The organism is Paenibacillus cucumis (ex Kampfer et al. 2016), assembly GCF_019748695.1.
GTDB classification, from domain to species: domain Bacteria; phylum Bacillota; class Bacilli; order Paenibacillales; family Paenibacillaceae; genus Paenibacillus; species Paenibacillus polysaccharolyticus.
In genome coordinates this window covers 1-16,241 of record NZ_JACLIC010000004.1, presented here as the reverse complement: position 1 = coordinate 16,241, position 16,241 = coordinate 1, and the positions used below count along the sequence as shown (strand labels likewise).

Below are 16,241 nucleotides of genomic sequence, written 5' to 3'. Positions count from 1 at the left end.
CTTCATCCCCTAACTTCTGCCAGTATCTGTTCAGCCCCGCGATCAATTAACTTCCAAGCCACTTCTTCTCCCAGGCGAACCGGATCTTTGCCGCTCAATGTTTCTTTCAAAATCAGCCTGCCATCCGGCATCCCAACCATTCCCGTTAATTGTAACTTGTTTTCACTGTTCAGGGAATCATCTCCTGGCATCCACACCGCATGTGCGCCAATCGGCACCTGACACCCTCCGTTTAAGACACTCAGGAAACGACGCTCTGCCATGACCGGCGCAGCTGTTGCTGGATCGTTATAGAGGGTGAGCAAATGTAGTAGCTCCTCGTCATCCTCACGGCACTCAATGCCAAGAGCTCCTTGGCCTACAGCAGGAAGGCAGGCTTCCTCAGACAAATATTCGGTAATTCGATCCTCCCAGCCCATCCGATACAAGCCTGCTGCTGCCAAAATAATGGCGTCCAGGCCTTCGGTTTCAAGCTTCCGCAGACGTGAGTCGATATTGCCACGAATCGATTCCAGCTGAAGATCAGGTCGGTACGCCTTCAACTGACTTGATCTCCGCAGACTGCTTGTTCCAACCCGGGCACCCTCTGGCAGTTGATCCAGCGTAAGTCCGCCGCGAGAGACTAACGCATCCCGAGGATCAGCTCGACGGGGAACGGCACCGTTAAGAAGCCCTTCAGGAAGCTCGGAAGGCATGTCCTTCATACTGTGCACGGCCATATCGATGGTGTGATCAAGCATTGCCTGTTCAATCTCTTTAACAAACAAACCTTTACCACCTACTTTGGACAAAGTCACATCCAGAATGAGATCTCCCTTTGTCACGATCTTATGTACCTCAAAGTCAAAAGCTAAACCTTCCCGCTCACAAATATTGCGTAAGTCCTGAATCACATAGCCGGTCTGGGTTAGTGCCAGAGCGCTTTGTCTGCTGCCCACTTTAATTGTCCGCATATCTACATTTCCTCCTGATTACGGGATATCCAGTTCCCGATTTTTTCTTCGCTCCACCACTCAAACTGACCCGTTCGTATCGTATCCAAAATGTCCATTTCCGTTAGACGGCGCAGTAGCGTACTTCTTACAGTTGGAGGCAGCCCGCGAGATTTAATCTCCATTCTCATCTGATGTAAAAAATCAAGATACGTCTCGTATTCATCTCCAAACTGTTGTTCAAGCAAAGCACGAATCTCGGCCGCCGCGGCAGGTCCTGCACCGGCAGTCGAGATGGCAATGCTTAACCGCCCTCGTCTAACCACACTCGGCGTAATAAAACTGCTATTACCGGAAGACATCGCATCGTTCACCAGTATTGCCCCAACTTCAGCTTCTTGAACTACTGCATGATTAACATGCGGATCGTCCGTTGCTGCATATACGAGAAAGGCCCCCCGCAAATCTCCATTGCGGTAGGACCGGGCTATCCACTCGATTCGGGATTCCTGATGCAATTGTTCGAGAGTGGGCGTAAGCAGAGGGCTGACGACCGTAATTCGGGCCTCAGTCTGCAACAATCCTCTTACTTTACGCTCAGCAACACGTCCTCCACCGATCACGAGAACAGATTTGTCTGAAGTATTTACATAAATCGGCGTATAGTGTTCCATATCCTTCACTCTCCCGTCCAGCGATGAAACGCCGAATACGCATTGGATAAAAAGCTCATGATGACAAGTGCATATCCAATCAATGTCCATCTGGACATGATCATCATCGAAAATTGCTTTCTTCTCTTGACTACGAAATAACCAACATAGATGGCAATCGCGAGACCCGTCGCAATCACCTTCAGATCAAGCAACAGATGCCACCGTCGTTCCGCAACGATGGACAATACAGCCAGTACAACGGATACTCCCAGAAGCGGAGTACCAATCAATGTGGCACCATCCATATATTTTCCAATGACCTCCAAGCTGGGTAAACGCCGTACCGTATCATTCCATTTTTTGTTTTTCAACTTATGGTGCAAGAACAGGTACAACAACGCAAAGACCGAAGCAACCGTTAAAGCTGCAAAGCCCAGATTAGCCAGTGTAATGTGCATAATTAACAAACCGTGAACCGTCTGCCAGTTGTGCAACGAGATTTCGCCCGCTGTAAACCACAATCGGTTCAAAACCGTTACCGAGAATCCAACGATATTGAGTAGCAGGATAACAAACTCTGAGCGTTGAACCCGGGTCATAATCAATGACATCAGCACAATGCTGAACGAAAAAATAAACAAAAAATCAAATGTAGTATAGATCGGGAAGTGACCTTCAGCCCACATTCGCATGATAACATGGGTCACTTGCAGTCCCCAAACAACAACAAGAAACCCTGTGCCTGTCCGCTTCGCCCCCGCATTGCGTCGAATGCAGTCCGAGAAATAGAACAGTAGGCTCAGGGCATACATATAAATTAAAGCTTCATAGACTTGTTCAGCAAGGGTCAAGTTGCCCACCTGCCTTATACGCCTGCCGGGACATAAGCCGGCACGGGGTCTTGCCGGTTTTCGTTCAGGTGAATCGCTGGTTTGCCCAGAGCTGTTGCATCGCTCTGATTCACTTTTTCTGCAGCCACTTCCACTGCATCCTCCAGCGCGAAAATCTGCGTAAACATGCGCAGTGCTTCATCACCTTGCTTCGTACCTGCCATTTCCTTAATCCGATTAATCGGATCGGTTGTCATTTGGTTGACAATGCTTTTTGTCAAACGACGAATGACTTTACGCTGATGCTCATCCAGCTCCGGAAGCTTGTTGAACAGACTATCCATTGTTTCTTCATGAATGGATACGCCCTTCTCTTGCAACGCCCGAATAACTGGGCGAACGCCGAGTGTTCTGAGCCACTGGTAATAATCTTCCATCTCCAGTTCGATCATTCTCTCAATCTTCGCAGCTTCGACCTTACGCATCTCCAGATTGCTCTCCACAATGCCTTCCAGATCATCAATATCGTAGAGAAATACGTTAGAGATTTCGCCAATTGCCGGATCAATATCGCGTGGTACGGCAATATCAATCAGGAACAGCGGACGTGCTTGCCGGCGCTTCATGCTCTCCCGGACAATACCTGCATCGAGAATATAACGTTCTGCTCCTGTAGAGCTGATGACGATGTCTACTTCACCCAGTCTCGTGAGTGCCTGCTCCATCGTACACGGCGTTCCCCGGAATTTGCTGGCAAGTTCCTCGGCTCTGGCAAGCGTCCGGTTGGCCACGATAACTTCAGATGCACCGTTGGCATACAGATGTTTTACGGTAAGTTCACTCATTTTGCCGGCACCCAAAATAAGTACCTTTTTGTCTGTAAACATACCAAAAATCCGCTTGCCCAGTTCAACCGCAGCATAGCTGACAGAAACGGCACTCTCCCCGATGGAAGTTTCCGAATGTGCCCGCTTGCCCAAGGTAACCGCCTGTTTAAACAATTGGTTAAACCAAGTTCCGGTAGCTTTCTCTTCCTGTGCTTTGAAAAAAGCCTGTTTCACTTGGCCGAGAATCTGAGTCTCTCCAATGACCATCGAATCCAGTCCGCAAATGACCCGGAACAGATGGCGCATGGCTTGATCATCCTCATATATATATAAGTGTTGCGTAAATTCTTCCCGCGGAACGTTAAACCATTGCTCCATGAATGTTCGAATAAAATAACCGCACATGTGAAGACGGTCGACCACAACGTACAATTCCGTACGATTACAAGTGGCTACGATTACACCTTCCAATACACTCTTGGTCAGCTTGAGCTGCTGCAGCGCTTCAGACAAGTCCTTTTCTGCAAATGTGAATCGTTCTCTGACCTCTACAGGCGCCGTGCGATAATTCAAACCAACAACAACGATGTGCATTGCAAGTTCACCTGCCTAATAAATTTCCAATCAAAGTGCTTACTGTATATCTCTATCCAGTTCAGATTGACATAGTTAATTATATCACACATCAAGTCCATCACTCGCCCATTTTTATGAAATGTTTATGAAATCAACATGATGATTATCATATGCATTGTGATATATTGTAGTGTCTCACGAATGTACACCCTTATTCGTTATATGGAACGAATAGTGAATATTTGAGAAAACGGAGATTTCTGCAAACCTGTTCAAGACTGCTTATAACAAATAGTCATGGAATCATTCCATGACTATCTAGGTGCGGGATACATGATGTGTTGTTTCAAATATTATAGGTTAGTAATTGTCATCCCCAGCTGTTTGAACAGTTTCTCCAGCCTCGTGATCCGCCTCTTCTTCAACTGGTGCGTACTTGTCTACGCGGGCGTGGCGGGTAATAATATCCCACAGTTCTTCCTTGCCCAGACCTTCCTCGGATGAAAAAGGGACAAACAAGTCGCCTGATCGAAGACCCAGTGCTTCCTTGATGACTTTAATGTGCTTGGCTCTGCGTGTCTTGGGAATCTTGTCCATTTTCGTAGCCACAACGACCAGCGGCAGACCATGATGGCGTAGCCATTCATTCATCATTTTGTCATCCTTGGATGGCTCATGTCTCATGTCCACCATCTGCATCACAAGCTTCAATTCATCCCGTTGTAGCAAGTACTTTTCCATCATTTTACCCCAGGCAAAACGTTGCTCTTTGGATACTTTGGCGTACCCGTAACCCGGAAAATCGACGAAATACAGATCCTGATTGATCTTATAATAGTTCAGTTGCTGGGTTTTACCCGGAGTTGAACTTGTACGCGCCAGATTTTTACGATTGATCAATCGGTTGATCAGTGATGACTTGCCCACATTGGAGCGCCCCGCCAGGGCAATCTCCGGCAGACCGTCATCTGGATATTGTTCAGGCCGAACGGCACTAATTATAAATTCAGATTGATTGACTTTCAAATTGCATCTTTCCTCTCTTAAACTCCTGTCTTGCAAGCATAACATTTCCACATTTTCATCCCGTATTATGCCATCATTCCTTCTATCATATCAAAAAAAACCTCTCCTGTACCCAAAAAAACAACTTTTGTACTCGAAAAACATCAGATTATCACGAAAAAAACCGTTCAAGCGGACGCCGAAGCCCCCGCCGAACGGTCTACTCTCCATTTAATCTTTGCGGATAAGTGTCGGTTACAGATGAATGCCTGCCTGTTCCACAAGAGCATGCTGCAACACCTGATCCATATGAGCTACGGGCACAAATTCCACATCTTCCTTGATGCTATCCGGAATGTCGCGCAGATCTCTTTCGTTATCCTTAGGTAACAATATTTTTTTGTAACCCGCACGGTGGGCTGCAAGTGACTTTTCTTTCAAGCCGCCAATCGGCAACACCCGTCCGCGTAATGTAATTTCACCTGTCATAGCAATGTCTTTCGACACATGTTTATTCGTCAGAGCTGAGATCAAGGCTGTTGCCATCGTAATACCGGCTGATGGGCCGTCTTTAGGGATGGCACCTTCTGGTACGTGGATGTGAATGTCGTTCTTCTCATGGAAATCAGACGCAATGCCGAGCTGTGCTGCTTTCGAACGTGTATAACTGAAAGCTGCCTGAGCAGATTCTTTCATAACGTCTCCGAGCTTACCCGTAAGCGTCAGCTTGCCTGTTCCCGGCACCACGGTTACTTCGATCACAAGCGTGTCTCCGCCCACCTCAGTCCATGCAAGCCCGGTTACCGTACCAATCTGATCTTCCAGCTCAGCCATGCCATAGCGGAATTTGCCCGGACCGAGATAGTCCTTAACATCATCCGGCAAGATCACAATCTGACCCTCTACACCGGATACGATATTTTTAGCCGCCTTCCGGCAAAGTGATGCCATTTGCTGTTCCAGATTTCTCACACCCGATTCACGCGTATACTCACGAATGACTTTTAGCAAGCTATCCTCTGGCACTTCCAGTTGGTCTTCTTCGAGACCGTGATCCTTCTTCTGTTTGGGAAGCAAATAGTTTTTGGATATTTGCAACTTCTCCAGCTCGGTGTAACCCGGAATATTCAGCATTTCCATACGATCCAATAATGGACGCGGAATGTTGTGCACCGTGTTCGCAGTAGTTATGAACATAACGTTAGATAAGTCAAAAGGCAACTCCACAAAGTGATCACTAAACGTATTGTTCTGCTCCGGATCCAACACCTCCAGCAATGCAGACGAAGGGTCTCCACGGAAGTCTGAAGCCATTTTGTCGATCTCATCCAGCAAAAATACAGGGTTAAGTGATCCTGCTGTTTTCATCCCCTGAATAATACGTCCAGGCATCGCACCTACGTAGGTACGGCGGTGTCCACGAATCTCTGCTTCATCCCGCACGCCACCGAGGGAGATACGCACAAATTCCCGACCGAGTGATCTTGCGATTGAACGGGCCAGAGAAGTTTTACCTACCCCTGGAGGGCCAACTAGGCAAAGGATCGGACCTTTGAGTTTTTTGACAAGTTTCTGCACGGCCAGATACTCCAATACACGTTCCTTGGGTTTCTCCAGACCGTAATGGTCGGCGTTTAGCACATCTTCGGCCTTCTGGATATCCAGATCATCATCCGTCACCTGGCTCCAAGGTAACGCAAGTAGCCAATCCACATAGTTGCGGATGACACCACCCTCGGCAGAACTTGCAGGCATTTTCTCCAGTCGATCAATTTCCTTCTCGACCTTCTCCTTCACCTTGTCCGGCAGGCCCAGACTTTCCATCTGATTACGAAGTTCTTCCACTTCGCCCGCACGGCCCTCTTTTTCACCGAGTTCCTTCTGAATCGCCTTCATCTGCTCACGCAAATAGTATTCTTTCTGGGTTTTCTCCATCTGTTTCTTTACACGTTGGCTGATCTTGCGTTCAAGCTCCAGCACTTCACGCTCATTATTCAGGATGTCCAGCAGTTTCTCCAGACGTTCCCGAACGTCGATGGTCTCCAGAATTTCCTGTTTGTCCTTGATTTTCAGAGACAAATGGCTTGTAATAACGTCCGCAAGACGCCCCGGTTCTTCAATGTCTGATACGGCAGCGAGTGTCTCGGGGGTTACTTTTTTGGACAGATTGATATAATTCTCGAACTGGTTCAGAACGGTACGCATGAGGGCATCTGTCTCGGGATGAGCGTTCTCTTCCTCAGGCAGTTCTAGCGCCAGCACCTCGTAGTATTCTTCGTTGTCCGTATATTCAATAATTTCAGCCCGTTCCAAGCCTTCCACAAGTACTCGGATCGTTCCGTTGGGTAGCTTTAACATCTGTCTTACCTTAGCTACGGTTCCAATGCGGAAAATATCCTCTCGTGTAGGTTCCTCAATATTTACCTCGGCTTGGGAACATAGGAGAATCAAATGTTCTTCTACCATCGCTTTTTCTAAAGCCTTGACCGATTTCTCCCGGCCCACATCGAGATGCAGCACCATACTCGGGTAGACGAGAAGTCCTCTTAAAGGCAGTAAAGGAAAACGACGACCTTTCGATTTGCTCGGTCCCATCGCTTTCGCACCTCCAATGGCTCTCAGGTTGTAGTCATTCATTATTCTATCAAATGTTCACATAAAAAACCAATGAAGGGAAGCGCTTAGCAGCTTCCCGAATCTGTAACTCGCCCTGGACGAGGTGACTCTGCCCTTAAAAAGGAGGCGGATGCCGGAGGAAAGATCTCCGGTTTAGGTAATGCCGTCTCTTCTGCAACTACCTGCTGTTCCACTTGTTGCGCTCCCGGTTCCCAACCAAAGACTTCACGGAATACATCCTGAACCGTATCTACTGGGATCACCCGCAAGCCATCCAGATTGTCAAAAATGGACTGCCAATTCTCCGCCGGTATAATGACCGTCTTCGCCCCAGCCTGGAAAGCCGCCTCCACCTTCGCCAGTACACCGCCAATCGGTTTAACGCGGCCATGGATACTAATCTCGCCTGTCATAGCAATCTCGTGGTCTACAGGGCGTCCTTGAATGGCTGAAGCGATTGCTGTAGCCATGGCAATTCCGGCCGATGGACCATCAATCGGCGTGCCTCCCGGAAAATTCACATGTAAATCATAATCACTCGTGCGGATACCCATCGCTTTCAAGACGGTTAACACATTTTCAACCGAACCTTTAGCCATACTTTTCCGCCGTAGTGTACGGGAACCGCCTCCAATCTCTTCCTCATCCACGACGCCTGTGATGTTGATGCGGCCCTGGTCTTTCGGTGCAGGAACCGCTGACACCTCAATCTCCAAAATGGTACCCATATTCGGTCCGTAAACAGCGAGCCCATTGACAAACCCGACCTGCGGCTGTGAAGGCACCTTACGATCCGGCCTTGGCTGGATCTGACTGCTCCCGGCAACCCACTCGACATCAGAAGCCTGAAGTGTCTCACGCTTTTCAGTGAGTGCAAGTCCAGCGGCTAGCTGAATGATATTGACCGCTTCACGCCCATTGGTCGCATATCGCTTGACCACATCAACGGCATCCGGACAAGGACTGAACCCGATTTTCTGAACAGCATCTTCCGCAATCCTTCCAATCTCCTCTGGTAACAATGGACGGAAATAGACCTCCATACACCGTGAACGTAAGGCAGGAGGAAGCTCATGCGGGGAACGTGTCGTTGCTCCAACCAGACGAAAATCAGCAGGCAACCCATTCTGGAAAATATCATGGATATAAGCAGGAGTATGCGTGTCTTCGGAGTTATAGTACGCACTTTCCAAAAAGACCTTGCGGTCTTCCAGCACTTTGAGCAGTTTATTCATCTGAATGGAATGTAATTCTCCAATTTCATCAATAAAAAGCATACCACCATGTGCCTTGGTCACCGCACCCGGCTTCGGTTGAGGAATTCCCGCCACGCCCATAGCTCCTGCTCCCTGATAGATCGGATCATGAACGGAACCAATGAGTGGGTCCGCAATACCTCGCTCATCAAAACGAGCCGTTGTGGCATCCAGCTCCGTAAATTTAGCATCGGCTTTGAAGGGAGAAGTCGGGTTTTTCTTCGCTTCTTCCAGCACTACCCTTGCGGCTGCCGTTTTCCCTACTCCCGGGGGGCCATATATAATCACATGCTGCGGATTGGCACTACATAAAGCGGCCTTGAGCGCGCGTAGTCCGTCTTTTTGCCCAACAATATCGTTAATAGTAGCTGGACGCGTCTTCTCCGCCAGTGGCTTCGTCAGTGATATCGAACGTAGCTTGCGCAGCTTCTCCAGTTCTTTTCGCGATTCACGCTCAACAGCAGTTCGGTTCGTTTTCTGGCCTCGTAGCAAGTTCCAGAAGTATAATCCGATCACCACGCCAAAAAATAACTGTATCAACATGAATACCATGCCAAACTCACCCATATCTCAACATCCTCCTGTTCTGTCCTTCTTCTCATCTGTAATCATGCTAATACTTGGTAGTATAGCCTTTTCGACGAGACGTAAACGGAACAAGACGAATTTGTGCTTGAGAATTTGTTCATGAGTAAGCAAAAAGCCCGCCACGTATGGCAGGCTTTCACATTTCAACTATTTAAACGTATCACTATCGCTTGGATGATAGGAATCATTTTTTTGGGAACACTTGTACAAAAAAAATTAGTGCGAACGCCCAGGGATAACCCCTGTTTCTTCATAAGCTTCAACAATTTTGTCGATTTCTTTTTTCAATTCCTCTACCATAATCTCTTCCGGCACTTTACGGATCATTTGTCCATGACGGAATAAAAGACCTTCTCCACGGGCACCGGCAATGCCAATATCCGCTTCTTTGGCTTCGCCTGGGCCATTTACCGCACAGCCCAGTACAGATACTTTGATCGGCACCTTAAGCTTGGAGATATACTCTTCCACTTCGTTGGCGATGGAGAAGAGATCAATATCCAAACGCCCGCAAGTTGGGCAAGAGATCAGTGTAGCCGCATTGGAGATGAGTCCAAAAGTTTTGAGCAGATCGCGCGCAACTTTAATCTCTTCTACCGGATCGGCACTAAGCGAAATACGCATCGTTGAACCAATTCCCATAGAGAGCAGTGCGCCCATACCCGCGGAACTTTTGATCGTGCCTGAAAACAGAGTTCCTGCCTCGGTAATGCCGAGGTGCAACGGATAAGGAATAATCTGAGCTGCCTTTGTATAAGCTTCAATAGCCATCGGTACATCCGACGCTTTAAGTGAAACGATGATATCATGGAAATCAAGTTCTTCCAAAATACCAATGTGGAACAGCGCACTTTCGACCATAGCATCCGCAGTAGGATAGCCATACTTTTCAAGCAGATGATTCTCTAGTGAACCCGCGTTTACCCCGATTCGAATCGGAATCCCCTTTTCCTTACACGCCTTGACGACCTCTTCGACTTTAGCACGTTTACCGATGTTACCTGGATTGATCCGAACTTTATCAATGCCATTCTCGATAGCAAGCAAGGCAAGTTTGTAGTTAAAATGAATGTCTGCCACGAGCGGAATGTGAATCCGCTTCTTGATTTCCTTAATCGCTGCCGCAGCTTCCTCATTATTCACCGTTACACGTACCACTTGGCATCCGGCTTCTTCCAATCGCAAAATTTCTGCAACTGTCGCTTCAACGTCTGCTGTTTTGGTCGTACACATACTTTGAATAATAACTTCGTTACTGCCACCAATTGTCAAGTTCCCTACTTTTACGGGACGGGTGTCCTGTCTTAAATACATGAGTGATTTCTCTCCCCACAACGTCAAAGCTCCACTCTGACAAAAGACCATATATACGCCTTCTGCCCAAGTGGAGAACTGACAAGTCTATATTTCAAAGCTCAGCTGAAAGAATGTCAATTAAGCACTCTCTTCCTGCTTATCGTCCTTTGATTGGCCAAGTTCAGGCACAACTTTTTTCTCAACAACTTCTTCGGTAATGACACAGCTGGTCACGTCTTCACGTGAAGGTACTTCATACATGATTTCCAGCATGATGCCTTCAATGATTGCACGCAAACCACGTGCACCCGTGTTACGCTTGATTGCTTCTTTGGCAATCGCCAGCAATGCACCCGGTTCAAAAACCAGATTTACATTGTCCAGCTCAAGCAGTTTTTGGTACTGCTTCGTCAGCGCATTTTTCGGTTCGGACAGAATCCGTACCAACGTATCTTCATCCAGTGGCTCCAACGTAGAGATTACTGGCAGACGGCCTACGAATTCCGGAATCAAACCGAATTTCAGCAAGTCTTCTGGCAATACCATACCGAGGTATTCACCCGGTTTCAGATCTTTTTGCTCCGTAGCGGCGTTAAAGCCAATGACTTTTTTACCGATCCGGCGTTTGATCATTTGCTCCAGACCATCAAAGGCACCACCACAGATGAACAAGATGTTGGTTGTATCAATCTGAATGAACTCTTGATGTGGATGCTTGCGACCACCTTGTGGCGGAACCGAAGCAACTGTACCTTCAAGAATCTTCAGCAAAGCTTGCTGAACACCTTCACCTGACACGTCACGAGTAATGGACGGGTTCTCCGATTTACGTGCTACTTTATCAATCTCATCAATATAGATAATGCCGCGTTCTGCTTTTTCTACATCATAGTCAGCCGCTTGGATCAGCTTAAGCAGAATGTTCTCGACATCCTCACCCACGTATCCCGCTTCTGTCAATGAAGTTGCATCCGCAATAGCAAAAGGAACGTTCAGAATTTTCGCCATCGTTTGTGCAAGCAACGTTTTACCGGAACCCGTAGGTCCTAACAGCAAAATGTTACTCTTCGACAACTCTACATCTTCAATCTTGCTTTGTGTATTAATCCGTTTGTAGTGGTTGTACACAGCTACGGACAAAGATTTTTTCGCTTGTTCCTGACCAATAACATATTGATCAAGAATATCACGGATTTCTTTTGGTTTCGGAATATCTTTCAGGTCTACTTCTTCATCATGACCGAGTTCTTCCTCTACAATTTCGGTGCAAAGTTCAATACATTCATCACAGATGTATACGCCTGGTCCAGCGACCAGCTTGCGAACTTGCTCCTGAGATTTACCGCAAAAAGAGCATTTCAGTTGCCCTTTCTCATCGTTAAATTTAAACATGAAACCACCCCTTTAGGAATTGATCGGTCTGCTGAGCACCTGGTCAATAATGCCGTACGTTTTCGCTTCTTCCGCACTCATGAAAAAGTCACGGTCTGTATCCCGCTCAATTTTATCAAGGGGCTGACCTGTACGATCAACATATATTTGATTCAGTTTCTGACGAGTTTTAATGATCCATTCTGCATGGATTTTGATATCCGCAGCCTGTCCTTGAACGCCGCCAAGCGGCTGGTGAATCATCACTTCACTGTTCGTAAGCGCATATCTTTTGCCTGGAGCGCCTGCGGTCAGCAATAAAGAGCCCATGCTTGCTGCCATACCTACGCAAATGGTCGATACATCCGGCTTGATAAATTGCATCGTATCGTATATACCCATCCCTGCCGTAACAGAACCACCAGGTGAATTAATATACAAGCTGATATCCTTCTCAGGATCGTCGGCTGCCAAAAATAAAAGCTGAGCTATGACAAGATTGGCTACATCGTCATCAATCGCACTGGTCAGAAAAATAATGCGATCCTTCAGCAAACGTGAATATATATCGTAAGAACGCTCGCCTCGATTGGTTTGTTCAACAACCATTGGCACCAGACTCATGAGACCAACCTCTTTTCTACATGTAATTAGACATAGGCTGACTGTAAAGCAAACCCAAAATCATTTTAACATGTTCCTTTGACAATGTCATTTTTCAGAAAACACGTTATGTTAGGGATGTTTACGATGTAGCCTGATCATATTTAACCATGTTTTCTATGTATGTGCAAATTACATCCATCCTATGCCGTCTTGGTATTTTTTTATTTCCATCCAAGAACAAAGGTTTGAAATCAACGGAAAATGGGCACCTTGCAATAAAATGAATGAGAATCCATATCAACACTCATTTTTCTATAAAATGGATGTCGCAATTTAAAAATAAGGCACGCAATGACTCACGTGCCTTATCGTTTATATAGCTGTCAAAATCACACAGCTTGTCTTATTTTTCGTCAGCTTCTGCAGCAGCTTCTTCGGCTGGAGCTTCAACTGGCTCAACAACTTTGCTGTTCTCAACGAGAACTTCGATTGTTTTGCGCAATTTAACTTCATCACGAAGGCTGTCCAGGGAACCGTTACCTTCGAGGATGCCACGGATCTCTTCAGCAGGACGCTTGTAAGATTCAGCCATTTTCTCGAGTTCTTGGTTCACTTCTTCATCAGAAACTTCGATATTTTCCGCTTTTCCTACTGCTTCAAGCACCAGGTTGTTGCGAACACGTTTTGAAGCATCGTCTTGCATTTGTGCTCTCAAGTCAGCTTGAGTCTGACCGGAGAAGCTCATGAACATTTCAAGGTTCATGCCTTGGCTGCGAAGACGGTTGTCGAAATCGCGCATCATGTTCTGTACTTCACTGTCAACCATTGCAGCAGGGATGTCCACTTCAGCGTTTTCAGCTACTTTTTCTACAACTGCGTTTTCCTGTGCAGCTTTGAACTCATCTGCTTTACGGGAATCCAGTTGTGTTTTGAGGTCAGCTTTGTACTCTTCCAGAGTATCAAACTCGCTCACATCTTTAGCAAACTCATCATCCAGTTCTGGAAGTTGTTTGCGTTTGATTTCATGAACTTTCACTTTGAATACTGCTTGTTTGCCAGCCAACTCTGTTGCATGGTAGCTCTCTGGGAAAGTCACTTCAACGTCTTTGAAGTCGCCAGTGGACAGACCCACTACTTGCTCTTCAAATCCTGGAATGAATGTGTTGGAACCCAGTTCCAAGGAATAACGCTCAGCTTGTCCACCTTCGAAAGGTACACCATCAACAGAACCGTCGAAGTCGATTACAGCAACATCGCCGTTCGCTGCAGCACCTTCGTCAACTACAACCAGTTCAGCATGACGCTGTTGCAAACGCTCCAGCTCTTCTGCAACTTCTGCATCCGTTACTTCACCTTTAGCTACAGCAACTTCGACACCTTTGTAGTCACCCAGGGTAACTTCTGGTTTCACAGTTACTTTCGCTTTAAATTTGAAGGATTGTCCTTTACCGAATTGCTCGATGTCCACATCAGGACGATCTACCGGGAAGATATCCGTTTGATCAATCGCTTCTGTGTAAGCTTCTGGAAGCAAGATGTCAATTGCTTCTTGATAAAGGCTTTCCACTCCGAAACGAGCTTCGAAGATTGGACGTGGCACTTTACCTTTACGGAATCCAGGCACGTTTGCTTGTTTTACTACTTTATTAAAAGCTTTGTCGAGTGCTTCTGTTACGCGCTCTGCACCGATTTCAACCTCAAGAACCCCAAGGTTCTTCTCTATCTTTTCCCAAGTTGCTTTCATTGTATACTTTCCCCTCCAAAATTCACATGTTCACGTAGGCGATCACGTACAAAATAACCATTTTAGTATAAACAAGTTTACATTCTTTTTCAAGGGGAATCCCTTGATACGGTTTAAGGTAAACGTTTCCGCCTCTTAATGACCGTCCAAACCGGCGGAAACAAACTGTTTCATAGAGCGATATGCCTGCTCCAGTCGAAACCTCATTGCACCTGTCACAGCGTACATCGAGCGCGTATTTTCCTCATCGTGCGAGCCGCCCAGGCTGTCTGCAACCGTCATATGTAGCGCGGCCGCCCAAATGTCCGCCATATCATCATTTTGCTCGAGCATAGACTGGTAATCCCTTGTCCCATAAACCGCCATAACATATTGTATCCACAGTTCCTGGGCAAAATAAAAGAGCGTAGGTTCATGAACCTCCGTCTGGTCTGCTACTCGTTCCAGGATCTGCACAATCTGAAGTGGAAATTCTTCCGGTTTAAGTGGAACGCTAGCGATATCAACCTCTACTTCTTCGTCACCTCTAGTGAAATGAATGATGTCTTGTACCCCTCGACGACGCAGGGTTTGCATGACTCTGAACTGTAATAGTGGATGAAGCACCTTCGTTTGCAGCCACCTAATCAGTTCTTCATCCACTTTCGGAACGTCCAAAAATGCCAGTTGTTCGAGAGCCAGCATCGTCTGTTCAGATAGTGGGCCTTCCATAACTGTCCCGAGCAACTTATCTGCGTAACCATCGTCCTGAGCAAGTTTCGACTTGGCGTGTTGCCTTGCCATCTCTTCTTCGCTGATGTCTTCTTCCTCTTCTTCTCGAATGGTCTGCATTTCTGATTCTTCATATTGAGGGAAAGCAGCCTGCAACCACTCCAGCAACGCTCTCCACTCGTCATAGTGACGTTCTTCCTGTCCTTGGCATTGCAACAAAAAGCGAAGCAAGTCCATTGCTTCACCGTAACGTTCATTTTCAAGCATAACCGTCAGCTGTATCTGGTAATAGTCCAACGTTTTTGGAAACAACACAATTTTATTGTTGTGCTCGGTTTCCGGGGTTGTGGATTCCTTGATAAGGGCACCTCCTCTGTTCCTGAATCTCCAGCCCAAATCGACCGTGAATAGATATATATCAAGGAAATATGGATCTATTTTCTGAGTTCTTCTGATATTCTAACATAACCTTAATTAGAAAGAAAAAAACGTTGCGGCCGCCAAATATCATATATGAAAACAAGCTTAAAATAAAACGTTTGATATATTTTTTTACTTATGATATAATCATTTTTGCTTGAAAAATTTCCATGTCTCAGTAGCTCAGCAGGATAGAGCAACGGCCTTCTAAGCCGTCGGTCGGGGGTTCGAATCCCTCCTGGGACGTCAAAAAAGAAGCTTCCTTCGGGAAGCTTTTTTTGCGTTCTGGGGATGAGAACCTCGGGCAGTTCGTTGAAGCATTAGGTTCGGTTGCCTTGTTTCTAAGGTATTCACTTCGTCCCTCCTTACCTCATGGCTCTGACTCAAGGAAGCAAACCGTTCCTGAAAGCTATTAAACCATTTAACAAATACATCAGCACCTCGTCATCGTACCAAAACCTCTAACGATCACCATGAAGCTTATTCCTCCCATTTTCACCGTTTTTATTTTCTAACGATCACCAGAGAGCTTATTTCATCGATTTCGTGCTTTTTTTGTGTTTTTTCGCCCTAAATTGTCTAAATAGCGTTCCTAGGGATCGTTAGAATTCGAGAAAGCTCTTGTTCCTCCAAATAAGGTTTCTCGTGATCGTTGCTATGAACGTTTTAGTCAAGCCCAGCACAAAAATACTGCAATTTCGTCGAAGTCCTAAGCGCGGGGGTCCATATGCGAGCGACGGTTGGCACGCTGCTATCCGTGGGTTGGTTACCACATGGTATGCCTTCGTCAAGGAGAGCGGTTGTAAG

General features: G+C 46.6%; 12 protein-coding genes and 1 tRNA gene. 1 reads left to right on the top strand and 12 read right to left on the bottom strand.

Going from position 1 to position 16,241, the window contains the following annotated elements; genetic code table 11:
- Nucleotides 1-2 precede the first annotated feature (2 nt).
- The 12 genes from hemC to H7T88_RS02050 all read right to left on the bottom strand — a co-directional run bounded on the left by hemC (nt 3) and on the right by H7T88_RS02050 (nt 15,311).
- Nucleotides 3-953: a hydroxymethylbilane synthase gene (hemC, locus tag H7T88_RS02105; RefSeq protein ID WP_221786606.1), complete on the bottom strand. Its 951-nt coding sequence runs from the start codon at nt 951-953 to the stop codon at nt 3-5.
- A gap of 2 nt (nt 954-955) precedes the next feature.
- Nucleotides 956-1,606 (bottom strand): precorrin-2 dehydrogenase/sirohydrochlorin ferrochelatase family protein, encoded by a 651-nt coding sequence (locus H7T88_RS02100; protein WP_221786604.1) that lies wholly within the window; start codon nt 1,604-1,606, stop codon nt 956-958.
- Between the two features lie 5 nt (nt 1,607-1,611).
- Complete coding sequence (gene ccsA / locus H7T88_RS02095) at nt 1,612-2,439, bottom strand: cytochrome c biogenesis protein CcsA (RefSeq protein WP_373323281.1); 828 nt, start codon at nt 2,437-2,439, stop codon at nt 1,612-1,614.
- A gap of 14 nt (nt 2,440-2,453) precedes the next feature.
- On the bottom strand, nt 2,454-3,839 hold the full coding sequence (gene hemA, locus H7T88_RS02090; protein WP_090919132.1) for a glutamyl-tRNA reductase: 1,386 nt from the start codon (nt 3,837-3,839) through the stop codon (nt 2,454-2,456).
- 342 nt (nt 3,840-4,181) lie between these two features.
- On the bottom strand, nt 4,182-4,847 hold the full coding sequence (gene yihA, locus H7T88_RS02085; protein ID WP_221786602.1) for a ribosome biogenesis GTP-binding protein YihA/YsxC: 666 nt from the start codon (nt 4,845-4,847) through the stop codon (nt 4,182-4,184).
- A 234-nt stretch (nt 4,848-5,081) separates the two neighbouring features.
- Nucleotides 5,082-7,421, bottom strand: a complete 2,340-nt coding sequence (gene lon / locus H7T88_RS02080) for an endopeptidase La (protein ID WP_090919136.1) — start codon at nt 7,419-7,421, stop codon at nt 5,082-5,084.
- Between the two features lie 86 nt (nt 7,422-7,507).
- On the bottom strand, nt 7,508-9,265 hold the full coding sequence (gene lonB / locus H7T88_RS02075) for an ATP-dependent protease LonB (RefSeq protein WP_090919138.1): 1,758 nt from the start codon (nt 9,263-9,265) through the stop codon (nt 7,508-7,510).
- Nucleotides 9,266-9,502: 237 nt separating this feature from the next.
- Nucleotides 9,503-10,600, bottom strand: coding sequence for a flavodoxin-dependent (E)-4-hydroxy-3-methylbut-2-enyl-diphosphate synthase (ispG, locus tag H7T88_RS02070; RefSeq protein ID WP_090919140.1), 1,098 nt, complete (start codon nt 10,598-10,600; stop codon nt 9,503-9,505).
- A gap of 120 nt (nt 10,601-10,720) precedes the next feature.
- Nucleotides 10,721-11,974, bottom strand: coding sequence for an ATP-dependent protease ATP-binding subunit ClpX (gene clpX, locus H7T88_RS02065; protein WP_090919142.1), 1,254 nt, complete (start codon nt 11,972-11,974; stop codon nt 10,721-10,723).
- Nucleotides 11,975-11,986: 12 nt separating this feature from the next.
- Nucleotides 11,987-12,577 (bottom strand): ATP-dependent Clp endopeptidase proteolytic subunit ClpP, encoded by a 591-nt coding sequence (gene clpP, locus H7T88_RS02060; protein ID WP_090919143.1) that lies wholly within the window; start codon nt 12,575-12,577, stop codon nt 11,987-11,989.
- A gap of 385 nt (nt 12,578-12,962) precedes the next feature.
- Nucleotides 12,963-14,303, bottom strand: a complete 1,341-nt coding sequence (tig, locus tag H7T88_RS02055) for a trigger factor (RefSeq protein WP_221786600.1) — start codon at nt 14,301-14,303, stop codon at nt 12,963-12,965.
- Nucleotides 14,304-14,438: 135 nt separating this feature from the next.
- Complete coding sequence (locus H7T88_RS02050) at nt 14,439-15,311, bottom strand: hypothetical protein (protein ID WP_423246116.1); 873 nt, start codon at nt 15,309-15,311, stop codon at nt 14,439-14,441.
- A 295-nt stretch (nt 15,312-15,606) separates the two neighbouring features.
- Here H7T88_RS02050 and H7T88_RS02045 point away from each other — a divergent pair.
- A tRNA-Arg gene (locus H7T88_RS02045) sits at nt 15,607-15,680 on the top strand.
- Nucleotides 15,681-16,241: the final 561 nt, after the last annotated feature.

Coding starts and splice junctions, on each gene's coding strand:
- ispG (WP_090919140.1), bottom strand. CDS start 10,600: ATGTATTTAAGACAGGACACCCGTCCCGTAAAAGTAGGGAACTTGACA.
- hemC (WP_221786606.1), bottom strand. CDS start 953: ATGCGGACAATTAAAGTGGGCAGCAGACAAAGCGCTCTGGCACTAACC.
- hemA (WP_090919132.1), bottom strand. CDS start 3,839: ATGCACATCGTTGTTGTTGGTTTGAATTATCGCACGGCGCCTGTAGAG.
- tig (WP_221786600.1), bottom strand. CDS start 14,303: ATGAAAGCAACTTGGGAAAAGATAGAGAAGAACCTTGGGGTTCTTGAG.
- H7T88_RS02100 (WP_221786604.1), bottom strand. CDS start 1,606: ATGGAACACTATACGCCGATTTATGTAAATACTTCAGACAAATCTGTT.
- lonB (WP_090919138.1), bottom strand. CDS start 9,265: ATGGGTGAGTTTGGCATGGTATTCATGTTGATACAGTTATTTTTTGGC.
- clpX (WP_090919142.1), bottom strand. CDS start 11,974: ATGTTTAAATTTAACGATGAGAAAGGGCAACTGAAATGCTCTTTTTGC.
- lon (WP_090919136.1), bottom strand. CDS start 7,421: ATGGGACCGAGCAAATCGAAAGGTCGTCGTTTTCCTTTACTGCCTTTA.
- clpP (WP_090919143.1), bottom strand. CDS start 12,577: ATGAGTCTGGTGCCAATGGTTGTTGAACAAACCAATCGAGGCGAGCGT.